This is a genomic window from Pseudomonas sp. HP_08 (assembly GCF_055284095.1).
The window spans coordinates 69,534-86,449 of sequence record NZ_JBTOQC010000002.1; the positions used below are offsets into that span (position 1 = coordinate 69,534).

Annotated in this window: 12 protein-coding genes; 9 read left to right on the plus strand and 3 right to left on the minus strand. The window is 62.4% G+C overall.

The window, feature by feature from the left end:
• Positions 1 to 42: 42 nt before the first annotated feature.
• From ACYAS9_RS03340 to ACYAS9_RS03365, 6 genes are all read left to right on the plus strand, one after another.
• Positions 43 to 3,615: an indolepyruvate ferredoxin oxidoreductase family protein gene (locus tag ACYAS9_RS03340; protein WP_463566896.1), complete on the plus strand. Its 3,573-nt coding sequence runs from the start codon at positions 43 to 45 to the stop codon at positions 3,613 to 3,615.
• Positions 3,616 to 3,675: 60 nt separating this feature from the next.
• The gene (locus tag ACYAS9_RS03345; protein WP_463566897.1) at positions 3,676 to 4,857 is read left to right on the plus strand and encodes an isovaleryl-CoA dehydrogenase; all 1,182 of its coding nucleotides are present in this window, start codon (positions 3,676 to 3,678) and stop codon (positions 4,855 to 4,857) included.
• Between the two features lie 30 nt (positions 4,858 to 4,887).
• Positions 4,888 to 6,495, plus strand: coding sequence for a carboxyl transferase domain-containing protein (locus ACYAS9_RS03350; protein WP_463566898.1), 1,608 nt, complete (start codon positions 4,888 to 4,890; stop codon positions 6,493 to 6,495).
• A 143-nt stretch (positions 6,496 to 6,638) separates the two neighbouring features.
• The gene (locus tag ACYAS9_RS03355) at positions 6,639 to 7,427 is read left to right on the plus strand and encodes a gamma-carboxygeranoyl-CoA hydratase (protein WP_463566899.1); all 789 of its coding nucleotides are present in this window, start codon (positions 6,639 to 6,641) and stop codon (positions 7,425 to 7,427) included.
• A 34-nt stretch (positions 7,428 to 7,461) separates the two neighbouring features.
• Positions 7,462 to 9,366 (plus strand): acetyl/propionyl/methylcrotonyl-CoA carboxylase subunit alpha, encoded by a 1,905-nt coding sequence (locus ACYAS9_RS03360; protein WP_463566900.1) that lies wholly within the window; start codon positions 7,462 to 7,464, stop codon positions 9,364 to 9,366.
• On the plus strand, positions 9,363 to 10,277 hold the full coding sequence (locus ACYAS9_RS03365) for a hydroxymethylglutaryl-CoA lyase (RefSeq protein WP_463566901.1): 915 nt from the start codon (positions 9,363 to 9,365) through the stop codon (positions 10,275 to 10,277). The genes ACYAS9_RS03360 and ACYAS9_RS03365 overlap by 4 nt, the downstream gene beginning before the upstream one ends.
• Here the strand turns inward: ACYAS9_RS03365 and ACYAS9_RS03370 are convergent, their stop codons facing one another.
• Positions 10,278 to 11,195: a LysR substrate-binding domain-containing protein gene (locus tag ACYAS9_RS03370; protein ID WP_463566902.1), complete on the minus strand. Its 918-nt coding sequence runs from the start codon at positions 11,193 to 11,195 to the stop codon at positions 10,278 to 10,280.
• 103 nt (positions 11,196 to 11,298) lie between these two features.
• Here ACYAS9_RS03370 and ACYAS9_RS03375 point away from each other — a divergent pair, with 103 nt between their 5' ends.
• The 3 genes from ACYAS9_RS03375 to ACYAS9_RS03385 all read left to right on the plus strand — a co-directional run bounded on the left by ACYAS9_RS03375 (position 11,299) and on the right by ACYAS9_RS03385 (position 15,160).
• Complete coding sequence (locus ACYAS9_RS03375) at positions 11,299 to 13,260, plus strand: aconitase family protein (protein WP_463566903.1); 1,962 nt, start codon at positions 11,299 to 11,301, stop codon at positions 13,258 to 13,260.
• Positions 13,257 to 13,724, plus strand: a complete 468-nt coding sequence (locus ACYAS9_RS03380) for an RraA family protein (protein ID WP_463566904.1) — start codon at positions 13,257 to 13,259, stop codon at positions 13,722 to 13,724. Before ACYAS9_RS03375 ends, ACYAS9_RS03380 begins: the two co-directional genes overlap by 4 nt.
• A gap of 80 nt (positions 13,725 to 13,804) precedes the next feature.
• Entirely contained in the window at positions 13,805 to 15,160 is a 1,356-nt protein-coding gene (locus tag ACYAS9_RS03385; RefSeq protein WP_463566905.1) for an MFS transporter, read from the plus strand.
• A gap of 45 nt (positions 15,161 to 15,205) precedes the next feature.
• Here ACYAS9_RS03385 and ACYAS9_RS03390 read toward each other — a convergent pair whose 3' ends face one another.
• On the minus strand, positions 15,206 to 16,471 hold the full coding sequence (locus ACYAS9_RS03390) for a type II toxin-antitoxin system HipA family toxin (protein ID WP_463566906.1): 1,266 nt from the start codon (positions 16,469 to 16,471) through the stop codon (positions 15,206 to 15,208).
• Complete coding sequence (locus ACYAS9_RS03395; protein ID WP_463566907.1) at positions 16,471 to 16,803, minus strand: helix-turn-helix transcriptional regulator; 333 nt, start codon at positions 16,801 to 16,803, stop codon at positions 16,471 to 16,473. Before ACYAS9_RS03395 ends, ACYAS9_RS03390 begins: the two co-directional genes overlap by 1 nt.
• Positions 16,804 to 16,916: the final 113 nt, after the last annotated feature.

Genomic DNA, 16,916 nt, shown 5'->3' on the forward strand with positions numbered 1-16,916 from the left:
AAACCGCTCGATTATAAAAATAACAGCCTGAGGAACCGCCGCATGAGCAGCAAAGCTCCGACTATCGACAGGGCTCCGACCCTCGACGACAAGTACCTGCAGGCCTCGGGCACGGTCCTGATGACCGGCGTCCAGGCCCTGGTCAGGCTGCCGATGATGCAACGCCAGCGCGACCAGGCCTCCGGCCTCACCACCGCAGGCTTTATCTCCGGCTATCGCGGCTCGCCCTTGGGCGGCTTCGATCAGGCGTTGTGGAAAGCCCGCGACCACCTCGATACCCAGCACATCAAATTTCACCCCGGCCTTAACGAAGACCTGGCGGCGACCTCGTTGTGGGGCACCCAGCAGGTCAACCTGTTCGAGGGCGCCGAGTACGACGGCGTGTTCGGCATGTGGTACGGCAAGGGGCCGGGCGTCGACCGCTGCGGCGATGTCTTGCGCCACGCCAACGCCGCCGGCACCTCGCAATTTGGCGGCGTGTTGGCCATCGCCGGCGATGACCACGGCGCACGTTCTTCTTCACTGCCGCACCAGACCGAGCACATTTTCAAGGCGGTGATGATCCCGGTGCTGGCGCCCTCGGGCGTGCAGGAATACCTCGACTACGGCCTGCACGGCTTTGCGATGTCGCGCTATTCGGGCTGCTGGGTGGCGATGAAGGCGGTGGCCGACACTGTTGAAAGCGGCGCGGTGGTCGATATCAGCCTGGACCGGGTCAACCCGGTCATTCCCGATTTCGAACTGCCGGCCGGTGGCCTGAACATTCGCTGGCCAGACCCGCCGCTGGCCCAGGAACAACGGCTCATGGAGCACAAGCTCTATGCAGTGGCCGCCTATGCGCGGGCCAACGGCCTGGACCGCATCGTGCTGGACGCGCCCAAGGCGCGGATCGGCATCGTCACCTCCGGCAAGTCGTACCTCGATGTCTGCCAGGCGCTGAAAATTCTCGGCATCGATGAAGCCCGTGCCGCGCAACTGGGCCTGCGCGTGTACAAGGTCGGCATGGTCTGGCCGCTGGATGCCGAAGGCGTGCGGCACTTCGCCGAGGGCCTGGAAGAGATCATCGTGGTCGAAGAAAAGCGCCAGATGATCGAGTACCAGCTCAAGGAAGAACTCTACAACTGGCGTGAAGATGTGCGCCCGCGCATCGTCGGCAAGTTCGATGACAAGGGCGAATGGACCCGGCCGCACACCGACTGGCTGCTGCCAGCCACCAGCGACCTGACCCCGTCGCAAATCGCCCGCGCGCTGGCCAAGCGCATTCTGCGTTACCACCAGAGCGGCGAACTGCAGGTGTCGCTGGCGGTGCTCGAAGCCGGGCTGGCGGCCAATCGGCGCTTCAATACATTGATGGACCGCCTGCCGCATTACTGCTCGGGCTGCCCGCACAACAGCTCGACCAAGGTGCCCGAGGGCAGCCGCGCGCTGGCCGGCATCGGCTGTCACTACATGGCCGCCTGGATCTACCCGCAGACCAAGACCTTCAGCCAGATGGGCGGCGAGGGCGCGGCCTGGATCGGCCAGGCGCCGTTCACCCGCACCCCGCACGTGTTCGTCAATCTGGGCGACGGCACCTATTTCCACTCAGGCTTGCTGGCGATCCGTGCGGCCGTGGCCGCGAAGGTCAATATCACCTACAAGATTCTCTACAACGACGCGGTGGCCATGACCGGCGGCCAACCGGTCGATGGCTCACTGAGCGTGGCGCAGATTTCCCGGCAACTGGCGGCCGAAGGCGTGCAACGCATCGTGGTGGTCACCGACGACACCGAACGCTACACCACCATCACCGATCTGGCGCCGGACGTGCCGGTGCTGCGCCGCGACCGCATGGACGAGGTGCAGAAATCACTGCGCGAATATCAGGGCGTCTCGGCGCTGATCTACGACCAGACCTGCGCCGCCGAAAAACGCCGTCGGCGCAAACGCGGCAAGTTTGCCGACCCGGCGCGCCGGGTGATGATCAACGAGGCGGTGTGCGAAGGCTGTGGCGATTGCAGCAGCCAGTCCAACTGCATGTCGGTGACCACGGTGGAAACCGAATTCGGCAGCAAGCGCGAGATCGACCAGTCGTCGTGCAACAAGGACTTCACCTGCCTGGAAGGCTTCTGCCCCAGCTTCGTCACCATCGAAGGCGGCGCGCTGCGCAAACCCAAGGCCCTGGCCGATGCCGAGCATTGGGAACTGCCAGCCGCGCAAACGGCCTCGCTGGCGCAACCGTTCAGCATCCTCATCACGGGCGTGGGCGGCACCGGCGTGGTGACCATCGGCGCGTTGCTGGGCATGGCGGCCTTTATCGAAGGCAAGGGCACGCTGAGCCTGGACATGGCCGGCATGGCGCAGAAAGGCGGCGCGGTCTGGTCGCACATTCGCATTGCCGCGCATCAGCACCAGCTGCATGCGCCGCGGATTGCCGAAGGCGAAGCCAACCTGCTGCTGGGCTGCGACCTGGTGGTGAGTGCCAACACCGAAACCATGCTGAAAATGCGCCAAGGCGTGACCTTTGCAGTGATCAACAGCGAAGAAAGCATCACCGGCACGTTCGTGCGCACCTTCGCCCGCCAGGCCGAAAGCGGCGATGTGCAGGCGCACCCGGATCCGGTATTCCGCACCGCCGACATGGCCCGGCAAATCACCGAAGCGGTCGGTGAAAAACAGGCGCAGTTTCTCAACGCCAGCCGCATCGCCACCGCCTTGATGGGCGACTCGATTGCGACCAACACCTTCATGCTCGGCTTCGCCTGCCAGAAGGGCTGGCTGCCGGTGAGCGAAGCATCGCTGCTGCACGCCATCGACCTGAACGGCACGGCGGTCGCGTTCAACAAGGCCGCATTTGTCTGGGGACGTCGGGCGGCCCATGACCTGCCGCGTGTCGAGGCCAAGATCAATGCCGCCCAAGTCAAAAGCGCTGACCGGGTGCTGTCGCTGACCCTGCAGGAACAGATCGCCCGCCGTATCACGTTCCTGACCCAGTACCAGAACGCCGCCTATGCCAGGCGTTACAGCACAAAAGTCGAGGCGTTTATCGCCGCCGAAACCCGCCTGACCGGCAGCCCCGGCGCGCTGAGCGAAGCGGTGGCACGGCATTGGTTCAAGGTGCTGGCGATCAAGGATGAATACGAAGTGGCGCGGCTGTACACCGATGGCGAGTTTCTGAAAAAGATCGAGGCCGGGTTCGAAGGCGACTACCGCCTGCGCTTTCACCTGGCGCCGCCATTGATGAACAACGCGGCGGCCGGCGAGAAAGCGAAAAAGTCCAGCTACGGCCCGTGGATGCTCAAGGCCCTGCGCGTGCTGAGCCGCTTGAAATCGGTGCGCAACACCTGGCTCGACCCGTTTGCCCGTACCCACGAGCGCAAGGCAGAGCTGGCCTGGCAGCGCGATTACGAGGCGGTGCTCGATGAGTTGCTCGATGGCCTGACCGCAGAAAACCTTGACCTGGCCGTTGAGCTGGCGTCATTGCCGGATGCGGTGCGCGGCTACGGCGCAGTCAAGGATCGCTACCTGCAACACGCCTTGCAACGCAAAGACACGCTGCTGGCGCAATGGCGCAACCCGCCGCAGTTTCATGATGCAACCAGCCCGACCGTGCGTATCCCGGCGGCGCAGTTGTAACGCGCGCGCAGCAGTGATCTAACCTCATTCCTATAAGAATCGATAACAACGGAGAAGCACATGAGCCATCTACCGGGACTGAATTTTTTCCTCGGCGAAGAAATCGACATGCTGCGCGATGCCGTGGCCGGTTTTGCGGCCAAGGAAATTGCCCCTCGCGCTGAAGAGGCCGATCGCACCGACCAGTTCCCCATGGACCTGTGGCGCAAGTTCGGCGATATGGGCCTGCTGGGCCTGACCGTCAGCGAGGAATACGGCGGTTCGGGCATGGGCTATCTGGCGCACATGATCGCCATGGAAGAAATCTCCCGCGCCGCCGGCGGCATCGGCCTGTCTTATGGCGCGCACTCCAACCTGTGCGTCAACCAGATCAACCGCAATGGCACGGATGAACAGAAGCGCCGCTTCCTGCCGAAACTGATCAGCGGTGAGCACATCGGCGCGCTGGCAATGAGCGAGCCCAATGCCGGCTCCGACGTGGTATCGATGAAGCTGCGCGCCGACAAGCGTGGCGACTGTTATGTGCTCAACGGCACCAAGATGTGGATCACCAACGGCCCCGATTGCGATGTGCTGGTGGTCTACGCCAAGACCGACCTGGCCGCTGGCGCCAAGGGCATGACCGCGTTCATTGTCGAGAAGGGTTCGAGCGGCTTCTCGGTCGCGCAAAAGCTCGACAAGCTCGGCATGCGCGGCTCGCACACCGGAGAATTGGTGTTCCAGGATGTCGAGGTGCCGCAGGAAAACGTGCTGGGCGGCGTGGGCGAGGGCGTCAAGGTGCTGATGAGCGGCCTCGATTACGAACGCGCCGTATTGTCCGGTGGTCCGCTGGGGCTGATGCAGGCGGCGATGGACGTGGTGGTGCCGTATATCCATGACCGCAAGCAGTTCGGCCAGAGTATCGGCCAGTTCCAGTTGATCCAGGCCAAGATGGCCGACATGTACACCACCCAGCAAGCGTGCCGCGCCTACCTGTATGCGGTGGGCAAGCACCTCGATGCGCTGGGCAGCGGCCATGTGCGTCAGGTGCGCAAGGACTGCGCCGGGGTGATTTTGTATACCGCTGAAAAAGCCACGTGGCTGGCCGGCGAGGCGATCCAGATTCTGGGCGGCAATGGCTATATCAACGAGTTTCCGGTCGGCCGGCTGTGGCGTGACGCCAAGCTCTACGAGATCGGTGCCGGCACCAGCGAAATCCGCCGCATGCTGATTGGCCGCGAGCTGTTCAACGAAACGCTCTGAGGTATCGGCCAAGAATAAGAAGAGGCAGCCATGACCACACTCAAGACCCAACTCAACACCCGTTCTGCCGACTATCTGGCCAACCGCGAAGCCATGCGGGTGCAGGTCGACAACCTGCGCGCCTTGCTGGCCCAGGTTCACGAAGGCGGTGGCGCCAAGGCCCAGCAACGGCATGTGGGGCGCGGCAAACTGCTGCCCCGCGAGCGCATCGGCCAGTTGCTCGACCCCGGCTCGCCGTTTCTTGAAATCGGCGCACTGGCCGCCTATCAGGTCTACGGCGAAGACGTGCCGGCAGCGGGCGTGATCGCCGGCATCGGCCGGGTGGAGGGCGTCGAATGCATGATCATCGCCAACGATGCCACGGTGAAGGGCGGCAGTTATTACCCGCTGACGGTCAAGAAGCACCTGCGCGCGCAGGAAATTGCCCAGCACAACCGCTTGCCGTGCCTGTACCTGGTGGACTCCGGCGGCGCCAACCTGCCGCGTCAGGACGAGGTGTTTCCCGACCGCGATCACTTTGGCCGGATCTTTTTCAACCAGGCCAACATGAGCGCCCAGGGCATACCGCAAATCGCCGTGGTCATGGGCTCGTGCACCGCAGGCGGCGCCTATGTGCCGGCCATGAGCGATGAAACCATCATGGTCGCCCGGCAGGCAACGATCTTTCTCGCCGGTCCCCCGCTGGTCAAGGCCGCGACCGGTGAAGTGGTCACCGCCGAAGAACTCGGCGGCGCCGATGTGCATTGCAAGACCTCCGGCGTCGCCGATCACTATGCCGACAACGACGCCCATGCGCTGGCGCTGGCACGGCGCTGCGTGGCCAACCTCAACTGGCGCAAGCTCGGGCAGTTGCAAGCGCTGGCGCCCATCGCCCCGCGTTATGCCGCCGACGAGCTATACGGCGTGATCCCCAGCGACACCAAGCAGCCCTTCGATGTGCGCGAGATCATCGCGCGCATCGTCGATGACTCGGCACTCGACGAGTTCAAGGCGCTGTTCGGCAGCACGCTGGTCTGCGGCTTTGCACGGCTCAATGGCTACCCGATCGCGATCCTCGCCAACAACGGCATTCTGTTTGCCGAGGCCGCGCAAAAGGGCGCCCACTTTATCGAACTGGCCTGCCAGCGCGGCATTCCCTTGCTGTTCTTGCAGAACATCACCGGCTTCATGGTCGGGCAAAAATACGAAGCCGGCGGCATCGCCAAGCACGGCGCCAAGCTGGTGACCGCCGTGGCGTGCGCGCGGGTGCCGAAATTTACCGTGATCATCGGTGGCAGCTTCGGTGCCGGCAATTACGGCATGTGCGGCCGCGCCTACGACCCGCGTTTTCTGTGGATGTGGCCCAACGCCAAAATCGGCGTGATGGGCGCGCAACAGGCCGCCGGCGTGCTGGTGCAGGTCAAACAGGAACAGGCGCAACGCGCAGGCCAGGCCTTCAGCGCCGAAGACGAGCAACGCCTCAAGCAACCGATCATCGATCAGTACGAGCAGCAGGCGCATGCCTACTATTCCAGCGCCCGGCTGTGGGACGACGGCGTCATCGACCCGGCGCAAACCCGCGAAGTCCTGGCGCTGGCGCTTTCGGCCAGCCTCAACGCACCCATCGAAGCCACCCGCTTCGGCGTGTTCCGCATGTAGGAGCGCGCTTGCCGGAATGCCGGACCACCGCGACCGGCTGCGTCAGCGCTCGCAAAAATTGATTAAACGCTACAAATTTACGACTGCTAACGCAGCCGGTCGCGGGCAAGCGCGCTCCTACATGTGAAACCAGGGAATGACATATGAATGATTTCACCACTATCGAACTGCAACGCGACCCACGCGGCATTGTCACGCTGTGGCTGAACCGGCCCGACAAGAACAATGCCTTCAACGCCCTGATGATTGCCGAACTGGTGCAGGTGCTGCGCCAGCTCAACGATGACGAGCAGGTGCGTTTTCTGTTGCTGCGCGGGCGTGGCAAGCACTTCAGCGCTGGCGCCGATCTGGCCTGGATGCAGGCCAGCGCGAAGCTCGATTACGCCGCCAACCTCAAGGACGCCCACGAGCTGGGCGAGCTGATGAGCCTGCTGTACCACCTGCCATTTCCGACGCTGGCGGTGGTGCAAGGCGCAGCCTTTGGCGGCGCGGTCGGCCTGGCTGCCTGTTGCGATATCGCCATCGGCGCGGCGGATGCGCTGTTCAGTCTGTCCGAAGTCCGTATCGGCCTGGTGCCGGCGGTGATCAGCCCGTATGTCGTGCAAGCCCTCGGCGAACGCGTCAGCCGCCGCTATGCCTTGAGCGGCGAGCGGTTTTCCGGCGAGCGGGCGCGGGAGCTGGGCCTGCTGGCCGAAGCGTACCCGGCAGATGAACTGGAAGCCGCCGTCGAGCAATGGATCAGCACCTTGCTGCTCAACAGCCCGCAAGCCATGCGTGTGGGCAAGGCGCTGCTGCATGACGTCGGCAGCGGCGTGTTGAGCGATGCGCTGCGCCAGCGCACCGAAAGCACCATTGCCGGTATCCGGGTCAGCGCAGAAGGCCAGGAAGGCCTGAACGCCTTTCTCGAAAAACGACCCCCCGCGTGGGCATGATCGCCTCGGCGCACTTTCCGAAAGAGCCAATGCCATGAAAACAACAACAATCACCACGCTCCTGATCGCCAACCGCGGCGAAATCGCCTGTCGGGTCATGCGCACCGCCAACGCGCTGGGGCTGACCACCGTGGCGGTACACAGCGAGATCGACCGCAACGCCCGCCATGTGCGCCAGGCCGATATCGCGGTCAATCTGGGCGGCGCCAAACCCGGCGAAAGCTACCTGTTGATGGACCGCATCATCGAAGCCGCCCAGGCCACTGGCGCGCAAGCGGTGCATCCGGGCTATGGCTTTCTGTCGGAAAACTCGACCTTTGCCCGCAAGCTGGAAGAGGCAGGCCTGGTCTTTCTCGGCCCGCCGGCCAGCGCCATCGAGGCGATGGGCAGCAAGTCGGCGGCCAAATCGTTGATGGAGGCGGCCGGCGTGCCGCTGGTGCCCGGCTATCACGGTGAAGACCAGAGCCTGGACACCTTTCGCCGCGCCTGCGAAACCATCGGTTACCCGGTGCTGCTCAAGGCCACGGCGGGCGGTGGCGGCAAAGGCATGAAAGTGGTCGAGCACGAAAGCCAGCTCAGCGAGGCGTTGTCATCGGCCCAGCGTGAGGCGCAATCGTCGTTTGGCGATGCGCGCATGCTGGTCGAAAAGTACGTACTGAAACCGCGCCACGTTGAAATCCAGGTCTTCGCCGATCAGCACGGCCATTGCCTGTACCTCAACGAGCGCGACTGCTCGATTCAGCGCCGGCACCAGAAAGTCGTCGAAGAAGCGCCCGCGCCGGGCTTGTCGCCCGAGCTGCGCCGGGCCATGGGCGAAGCGGCGGTGCAGGCCGCCCAGGCGATCGGGTATGTCGGCGCCGGCACCGTGGAGTTTTTGCTCGATGCGCGTGGCGAGTTCTTCTTCATGGAAATGAACACCCGCCTGCAGGTCGAACATCCGGTGACCGAAGCCATCACCGGCCTTGATCTGGTGGCCTGGCAGATTCGCGTGGCGCGTGGCGAGCCGCTGCCGATCACTCAGGCGCAGGTGCCGCTCAATGGCCACGCCATCGAAGTGCGGCTGTATGCCGAAGACCCCGAAGGCGGCTTTCTGCCGGCCAGCGGGCATCTGGACCTGTACCGGGAACCGGCCAGCGGGCCCGGCCGGCGGGTTGATAGCGGCGTCGAGCAGGGCGATGAAGTCTCGCCGTTCTACGACCCGATGGTCGCCAAGCTCATCGCCTGGGGCGAGAACCGCGAAGAGGCGCGGCAGCGCTTGCTGGCCATGCTCGGCGAAACCGTGGTGGGCGGCTTCAAGACCAACCTGGCGTTTTTGCAACGCATCCTTGCCCATCCAGCGTTTGCCGAGGCCGAACTGGATACCGGTTTTATCGAACGTTACCATGAACAACTGCTGCCGCCGCCCATCGAACTGCCGCAAGCATTCTGGCAACGCGCCGCCAACGGTTTTCTACACACCGACCTCAAGCGCCAGCGCGCCGATGACCCGTATTCACCGTGGGCAGCCACCGATGCATGGCGCAGCGGCGTGCCCGCTACACCGGCAGTGACGCTGGTGTGCGGCGAGATCACCCACAGGATCGTGCCGCAACCTGATGCGGTCAGGGCCAGCGGCATCGTTCGCCACAGCGATACGCTGTATGTGCGCTGGGGTGTGGAATGGCACGCGGTGCGGCGCTTCGACCCGATCGCCGCCGCGCAGACCGCCCACGCCCCGCAAGGCGGACTGACCGCACCGATGAATGGCAGCATCGTCAGGGTGCTGGTCGAGGCCGGGCAAGCGGTCGAGGCGGGCGCTGCCCTGGTGGTGCTGGAAGCGATGAAGATGGAACACAGCATTCGCGCCGCCACAGCCGGCAACGTGGCGACGATCTACTGCCGCGAAGGCGAGCTGGTCAGCGAAGGCACGGTACTGGTCGAAATGGAGGTGCACGCATGAGCCTGCCAAGCCATGTTCCAGGGCATGTACGGCTGGTCGAAGTCGGGCCGCGTGACGGGCTGCAAAACGAGCCGAACCCGCTGGGGCTGGAACAGAAAATTCGCCTGATCGATGCCTTGTCGGCCACCGGCCTGAGCTACATCGAGGCCGGCAGTTTTGTCTCGCCCAAATGGGTGCCGCAAATGGCCGGCAGCGCCGAGGTGTTTGCCGGTATTCGCCAACAACCCGGCGTGACCTACACCGCGCTGACCCCCAACCTGCAAGGTCTGGAAGCCGCGCTGCAAGCCGGCGTCAAGGAAGTCGCGGTGTTCGCCGCTGCCTCCGAGGCCTTCTCGCAACGCAACATCAACTGCTCCATCGCCGACAGCCTTGCCCGTTTTGTGCCCGTCATGGAAACCGCACAACGCCACGGTGTGCGCGTGCGCGGTTATGTGTCCTGCGTGCTGGGTTGCCCTTATGAGGGACAGGTCGAACCTGCGCAAGTGCGTGCCGTGGCGCGTGAGCTGTACAGCATGGGCTGCTACGAGATTTCTCTGGGCGACACCCTTGGTGTCGGCGCCGCCTCGGCCACACGCACGTTGTTCGAGGTGGTCGGCCGCGAGGTGGCGCGTGAGCATCTGGCCGGACATTTTCACGACACTTACGGCCAGGCCGTGGCCAATGTCTACGCCAGCCTGCTGGAGGGCATCAGCGTCTTCGACAGCTCGGTCGCGGGGTTGGGCGGCTGCCCGTACGCCAAAGGCGCCTCAGGCAATGTGGCCACTGAAGACGTGCTGTATCTGCTGCACGGGCTGGGGATTCACACCGGTGTCGATCTGGGCAAGGTCGTGGCCGCGGGGCAGTACATCTGCGAGCAGCTGGGGCGCCGGAATGCATCCAGGGTTGCGGCAGCGTATGCGGCGGGCGGGTGATCACTGCGTAGCAGCGGCTGCGCGCGACTTCAGGAACTGCAGAAACACCGCACACACCTTTGACTGCGCCGCCGGTGGCTTGCTGACAATCTGAAAGCGTCGCGTCGCCCAGCTGTCTTCAAGCGGTACCGCGACCAGCGCATGGTCTTCACTCTGGCTGATCGCCTGGCGTGGAATGATCCCCAGGCCCAGTTCCGCCTCGACCATGCGGCACACCGCGTCGAAGCTTTTGACGTGGACTTCATAGCGAATGGTCTGCCGGGCAAGCCTGGCCGCGTGCTCCAGCTGTTTGTACAGCGGGCTGTCCTTGTGCAGCGCGACATGGTTGAAGGCCAGGGTGTCGCTGAACTTCAACGTGCGTGCAGCACTCAGCGGGTGCGACGGCGCCATGACCACCACAAGCTGGTCGCAGTAATAATCGGTGACTTGCAAGCCACGGTCTTCGGCCGCCGTCAGTTCGTTGCCGATCCCCAGGTCGCTGAGGTTGCCACTCACGTCCTCGATCACTTCCAGGCTGGTCCGCTCATGCAGTTCCAGATGAATGCCCGCGTGCATTTGACGGTAAGCGCGGATGTCCTGCGGCAGAAACTGGACGATGCTGGAGCGGTTGGCGCTGATGCGCAAATGGCCCTGATGACCTTCGGCATAATGCGACAGCGCCGCCGACATCACGGCCATCTCATCCAGCACATGCCGGGCATGCTGCAACAGGCACAGGCCTGCGGGCGTCGGCTCGATGCCTTTCTGCTGGCGGTACAACAGCGCGGTGCCGACCGCGTCTTCAAGCTCGGCAATGCGCTTGCTCAGCGCCGAGGGCACAAGCCCTTCTTTTTCGGCCGCACGCCCGAACGTGCCTTCTTCGCAGGCACTGATAAACAGCCGCAGCGTGGTCGGATCAAAACGCCAAAGGTTATTCACACAGGCTCCCACGAAAATTCTTCACGCTAAGCATCACTTTTTACCGTTATCCGGATCGCCGAACTGTTCCTAGCATGTTCGACAGGATGAGGAGACGGACATTATGACGACAAAAATCCGCTTCGACGGACGCTTTCTGTTCCTTGCATGCAGCGAGGCCGCCGTGCGCCACCAACTGGCTGGCGAGGACCTGACGCTTAGCGAAGCGCTGCCGCTGCGCGACGATATTTCCACCGACGAGATCACCCCGGTGGTGATCATGATGACCTACGACCAGCGGCTGGGAAAATATCCCTATGTGGGCTTCAAGACCGAAGGCGTGCTGCCCATCGGCGAAGACGCTGTTCGCCACGCAGGTGTCGAGATCACCGTGGCCGGCAAACGCTACGGCAAAGGCTCCTCTCGCGAGTCCAGCCCGCTGGCGGAAAAGTCGGCTGGCGTTCGCCTGATCATTGCCGAGAGCTTCGAACGCATCTATCGGCAGAACTGCGACAACATCGGCCTCTACACCTCGACCGACTTCGGTCTGATCGAACGCATCCAGGCCGGTGAAGCCATCGAACTCGAAGAGTTTCTCAAGGGCCGCGATGCCGTGACCCAGGCGGTGATCAGCGCCGGTGGCTTGCTGCCCTACAGCAAGACCAGCTTGCCCAGCGTCGCGCATAAAGTGTTCAACCCGATTCCAACCGAGCGGCCGTTGACGCTGGTCGAAAAAATCATCGAGCGCCGGCGCATTGCGCCCCAGGGCCGGCTCGGCAAGGGCGACGGTGTGTTCCTGTCGGCCGACTGGCGCTTCAGCCACGACTACTTCACCGGCATGTGCGCGCACTTGATGCATGAGGCCTTCGGCCAATCACTGAGCCTGGCGCGGCCTGAAGAAATCATCGCCTTTCAGGACCATTTGATTCTTGCCGGGCAAAGTTTTCCCCATGTGCGCGATAACCTGCTGGCCGCCGTGGGCGGTCTGGCCAGCGCTCACGATGAGTTTGTCCGGCGTTACCCGGTGCGCAGCCACGGTGCGTTGAAGGGCGAGTCGGGCTCAGAGGGCATCTGTCACGCCTTGATGACCGAAATGCATGCCTTGCCGGGGCAAGTGGTGGTGGGCACCGATTCGCACACCCCGCATTCCGGCGCGCTGGGCTGCCTGGCCTTTGGCGCCGGCGCCACCGATATTGCCAACAGTTGGGCCACCGGCTTCATTCGTTGCCGGATGCCGGAAGTGATTCGTGTCGAACTCAATGGCCGGCTGAACCCCGGCGTGACCGCCAAGGACGTGGTGCTGGAGTTGCTGCGCAGCCCTTCGATCAAACAAGGTCATGCCATCGGCGCGGTGTTCGAATACACCGGCGATGCCGTGGCGGCGATGTCGATCGATGAACGGGCCACCCTGACCAACATGGTCGCCGAACTGGGCGGCTTTACCGGCATCGTCGCGCCCGATCGCAAGACCGTCGATTTCATCCGCGCGCGGCGCGGTGTCGAGGTCGAACTGGAACGCTGGATGGTCAGCGATGAGGGCGCCGACTACAAAGAAGTCATCTCGATCGACTGCGCGCAACTCACGCCCATGGTCGCCGCACCCGGTGATCCCGGCAACGGCCTGGCCATCGACGAACTGGCAGGCCCTGTACACATCGACATTGCCTATGGCGGCTCGTGTACTGCCGGCAAGCGCGAAGATTTCGACTATTACCACGAGGTGCTGGCGTGGGGGCTGGAGCGTGGCCTGAGCCTGCCCAAGGACACGCGCCTGTTCCTGCAATTCGGTACCCTGGCGGTGCGCGATTACTGCGCCGCCATGGGTTATCTGGAAACCTTCAAGAGCCTTGGCGTGGAACTGATCATGCCGGGCTGTGGCGCCTGCGCCAACTGCGGGCCGGGTTCGTCCACGCATGCCGGCCAGGTCACGGTCAGCGCCATCAATCGCAATTTTCCCGGCCGCTCCGGGCCTGGTCAGGTCTGGCTGGCGAGTCCCTACACCGTGGCCGCCAGCGCGCTGCTCGGGCGACTCTGCAGCTTCAGCCAGCTGCAACAATGGACCGAGCGCCGCGAGGCGTTGGTATGAACCTGCCGACCGCCGATCTGTGCGACCGGATGGAACACGCCAATGTCTTGCCGGGCCCATGGCAGTGGTACGGGCTTGAGCGCACGCTGCACGGCGTGCTCTCGACCGTGCAGGCCGCCGGCTGCAATCACGAGATTCGCCAGGCGCTGGCCGAGCCCGGCGCAGGCCGTGTGTTACTGATCGATGCCGGTGGCGAGCCGGGCGCCTGCATCGGAGAAAACCTGGCCTTGCTCGCCCGGCGCAACGGCTGGGCCGGCTTGATCATCCATGGCAACGTGCGTGACGTGGGCCCGTTGAAACACATCCCGCTGGGCATCGTCGCGCGGGGCGCCTGGCCGGTGCGCAGCGACAACAGGGCAGGGGGACGCCGTGATGTCCCGCTGCTGATCGACACGGTGGGTATCGAGCCGGGCCAGCGCGTCTGCGCCGACGAAGATGGCATCGTAGTGATGCATCGCCTTTAATACCGTCAGTTAATAGAAATACCCCGTCAAGCCCGACCGTAAAAACACATCTCCGACAAATATAATTATGGAGAAACATGATGGCTAACGCCGACAGTGCTGCACCTGCAAGTCCGATCAACGAGCTGCTGCTCTATCGCCGCATCGCCTGGCGAATACTGCCGCTGACCATCGTGTGCTTTCTGTTTTCGTACTTCGACCGCATCAACATCAGCTTCGCCAAGACCCAGATGCAGGCCGAACTGGGCCTGAGCGACGCCGCCTACGGCTTTGCCGCGAGCATCTTTTTCTTTGGCTATGTGTTGTTCGAAGTGCCCAGCAGCTTCGGCCTGAAAAAGTACGGCGCCCCAAGCTGGATCTGCCGGATCATGGTCTCCTGGGGCCTGGCCACCGCCGCCCTGGTGTTTGCCTATAACGAATTCACCCTGTACTTCCTGCGCTTTCTGATCGGCGTCATGGAAGCCGGATTCGGGCCGGCCTTGCTGTTCTACCTGGCCTGCTGGTTCCCCAAGAAAAACCTCGCCAGCATGAACGGCCTGTGGTTTCTGTCGATTCCGCTGGCCGGGGTATTGGGCGCGCCGGTGTCCGGCTTCATTCTGGAATACATGAACGGCTTTCTGGGGCTTGCCGGCTGGCACTGGCTGTTCGTCCTGTCGGGCCTGCCGTGCTGCGCGCTGGGCGTCGTGGTGCTGTTCAAGCTCGACCGCGATATCCAGTCGGCCAAATGGCTGACGAACGCCGAAAAGGAAGTGCTGCAACGCAACCTGGATAACGATCGCAAAGAATCTGCGCCCATTCATACCAGCCTGCTGAAAGTGATCCTGACGCGCGAGGTCGCGATCCTGTCGGTGATCTATTTCATGATCAAACTCACCGGCTACGGACTCAACTTCTGGATGCCGCACCTGATCGGCTCGGCCGGTGTAAAAAGCCAACTGGCCGTGGGTTTCCTGACCGCGCTGCCTTACCTGGTCGCCGCCATCGGCATGGTCCTGGTCACCCGCGCCTCCGATGCCTCCGGCGAGCGGAAAAAATACCTCTGGCAATGCATGCTGGTCGGCGGCATCGGCTACTTTGCCGCGCTGTATTTCAACGAGTCGTACATCCTGCTGACCAGCTTTCTGGTACTGGCCACGGCCGGCGTGTTCATCGCCATCCCGATCTTCTGGACCATCCCGCAAAAGGCATTCAGCGGCCTGGCCATCGCCGGCGGTATCGCTGCGATCAACACGGTCGGGCAACTGAGCGGCATGGTGGCGCCGTTTCTGGTCGGTTACCTGAATGACCTGACCGGCAATACCTTCATGGGCATGCTGGCGCTGGCGCCGTTCTGTTTTATCTGCGTGGGCGTGATTCTGTGGGGCGTGCCGGATGATCGCGGCGGCGCGCCGAAACCGCAGGTGCGCGAAGAGGTGGTGGGGCAGCGGGTGGGGTAGGCATTCGATGGCGGTGCCTTGTCTGCACTATGGCAAGGGCTGCACTTATCCGATTCGAAAGTCAGTGTGCAACTGCTTCCAGTGGGCACGCAGCACAGCTTTCTGACCTTCCGTCATCACGCTGCTATCAAGCGCCCCGGGCCACAGGGTACGGGCTTTATCCAGCGCGGCTTTCAGATTGTTGAACACCAGGCGCCATGGAATATCCCCGTACTCGGCCCACCGTTTGAAATGCTCGAAAGAAACCCCGTACCAGTTTTTGCTCTGGTTCATGTTCAATCCGTACTGGGTTTCATCAAGGATATAGGCGCGGGTTACAACAATATCGTAGGCAGGCGAGAGCTGGGCGTTTCGGCCATCAGGATAAATCATGCTCCAGTTTTTAAGATGAGCATCGCCGTTTGCCAGCAGAATGTTCACCAGCAATCGCACCGCCATTTGCGCGGCGTCCAGTTGCCCTCTTATTGAACTCTGGTAAATCAGCTTGCCTATTTGTTCATAGCTGGCGGCACGGTATTTCTGATGGGCATAAGCGAAGAGAATCTGGGCAAAGTCCTCTGAGTGAACGCGCTCGTTGCCTGGTAGCCGATCATAGCGGCGTATGCCGTAGGCGAATTTTTCATCTGGCAAGTTGATGCTTGGCAGCGTCTCGATGTCATCCATGGCAATCAGTTTTATTTCAGGAATCTCGACGCCTGCGAGCGCGGCCAGCGTCATTGCCGTGTATTCATTGAGAGGAACAAACGGATGAAGGGTTGAGGGTGTCTTGATGATCCAGTCGCCAGGCGCGCCAGGATCGCCGGTAATGTAGCGACCGTCCTGATGACGCATGGAAAACTTCATCTGTACACCGGCCAGGGAAAAGTGGGCCCGGTTGTCGGGTATTTCGATCACCGACGGCTCGATCTTCCCATGGTGCTGCAAGGCCAGTTCCGGAATGTCCGAGGCTTGCATCGGTTCAGCGATCAGGGCTCCCGGAAGGTCCCGGCCGAGCCAGGCGAGCAGTGGATACTCATTGTCTTGATGAATCTTCATGGTCTGCGACAGAAAATCGCGTAGCGCGCCTTCAGGCAAAAGATTGCTGAGCACGGGGTGTAATCTGTGGCTTCTGATATAAGGATGCTTCCTGGCTAATTGCCAGGCCAGGGATGCAGGGTTGGCATGCGACAGGGTCAATGGATGCCTGGCTTCGTTTTGCAGGTACTCAGGCGCCAGAGTGAATACGTTTTTTCCGCTCGAATAACCTGCGACATAACCCACCGGCTCGCCTTTGAGCGTCAGCTTCAAGGCCGATACCGTTTCAGCGGCCATCAGAGGTCTCTCCAGGGGCTCTCATCATCATCGTTTACGAAATCCGCCTTTCCCTGTGCAGCGCGGGTATTGTTAAACGGATGAGCTGCATTCAGCGGCGTGTCATCGGCGAGTACCTCCTCGACAGCCTGGAGTCTGGATTTGGGAACCAGCACCAATACAGCATCAAGCCCTTCGGCGATCTGGTCGAGTGTGTTAAGCCGAGGGTTACCCCCGGCCTCGATCTTTCCGTATTGCTGACGGGTCAGGCCTGCCAGCAGTGGCATTTCCTGTATTTTCACACCCAGCGAAAGACGATGCTTGCGGATCTGATCGAGCAGAGTGGTTTTCACGGTTCGGTCCTCTTTGCTCGACCTTATGTAATCTATATGGCTCGCGTCAAGCTGAATGAGTCATATAGATTGCATTTCTGTACTGTGAGCCAAATATGATTCTTTATTGAGCT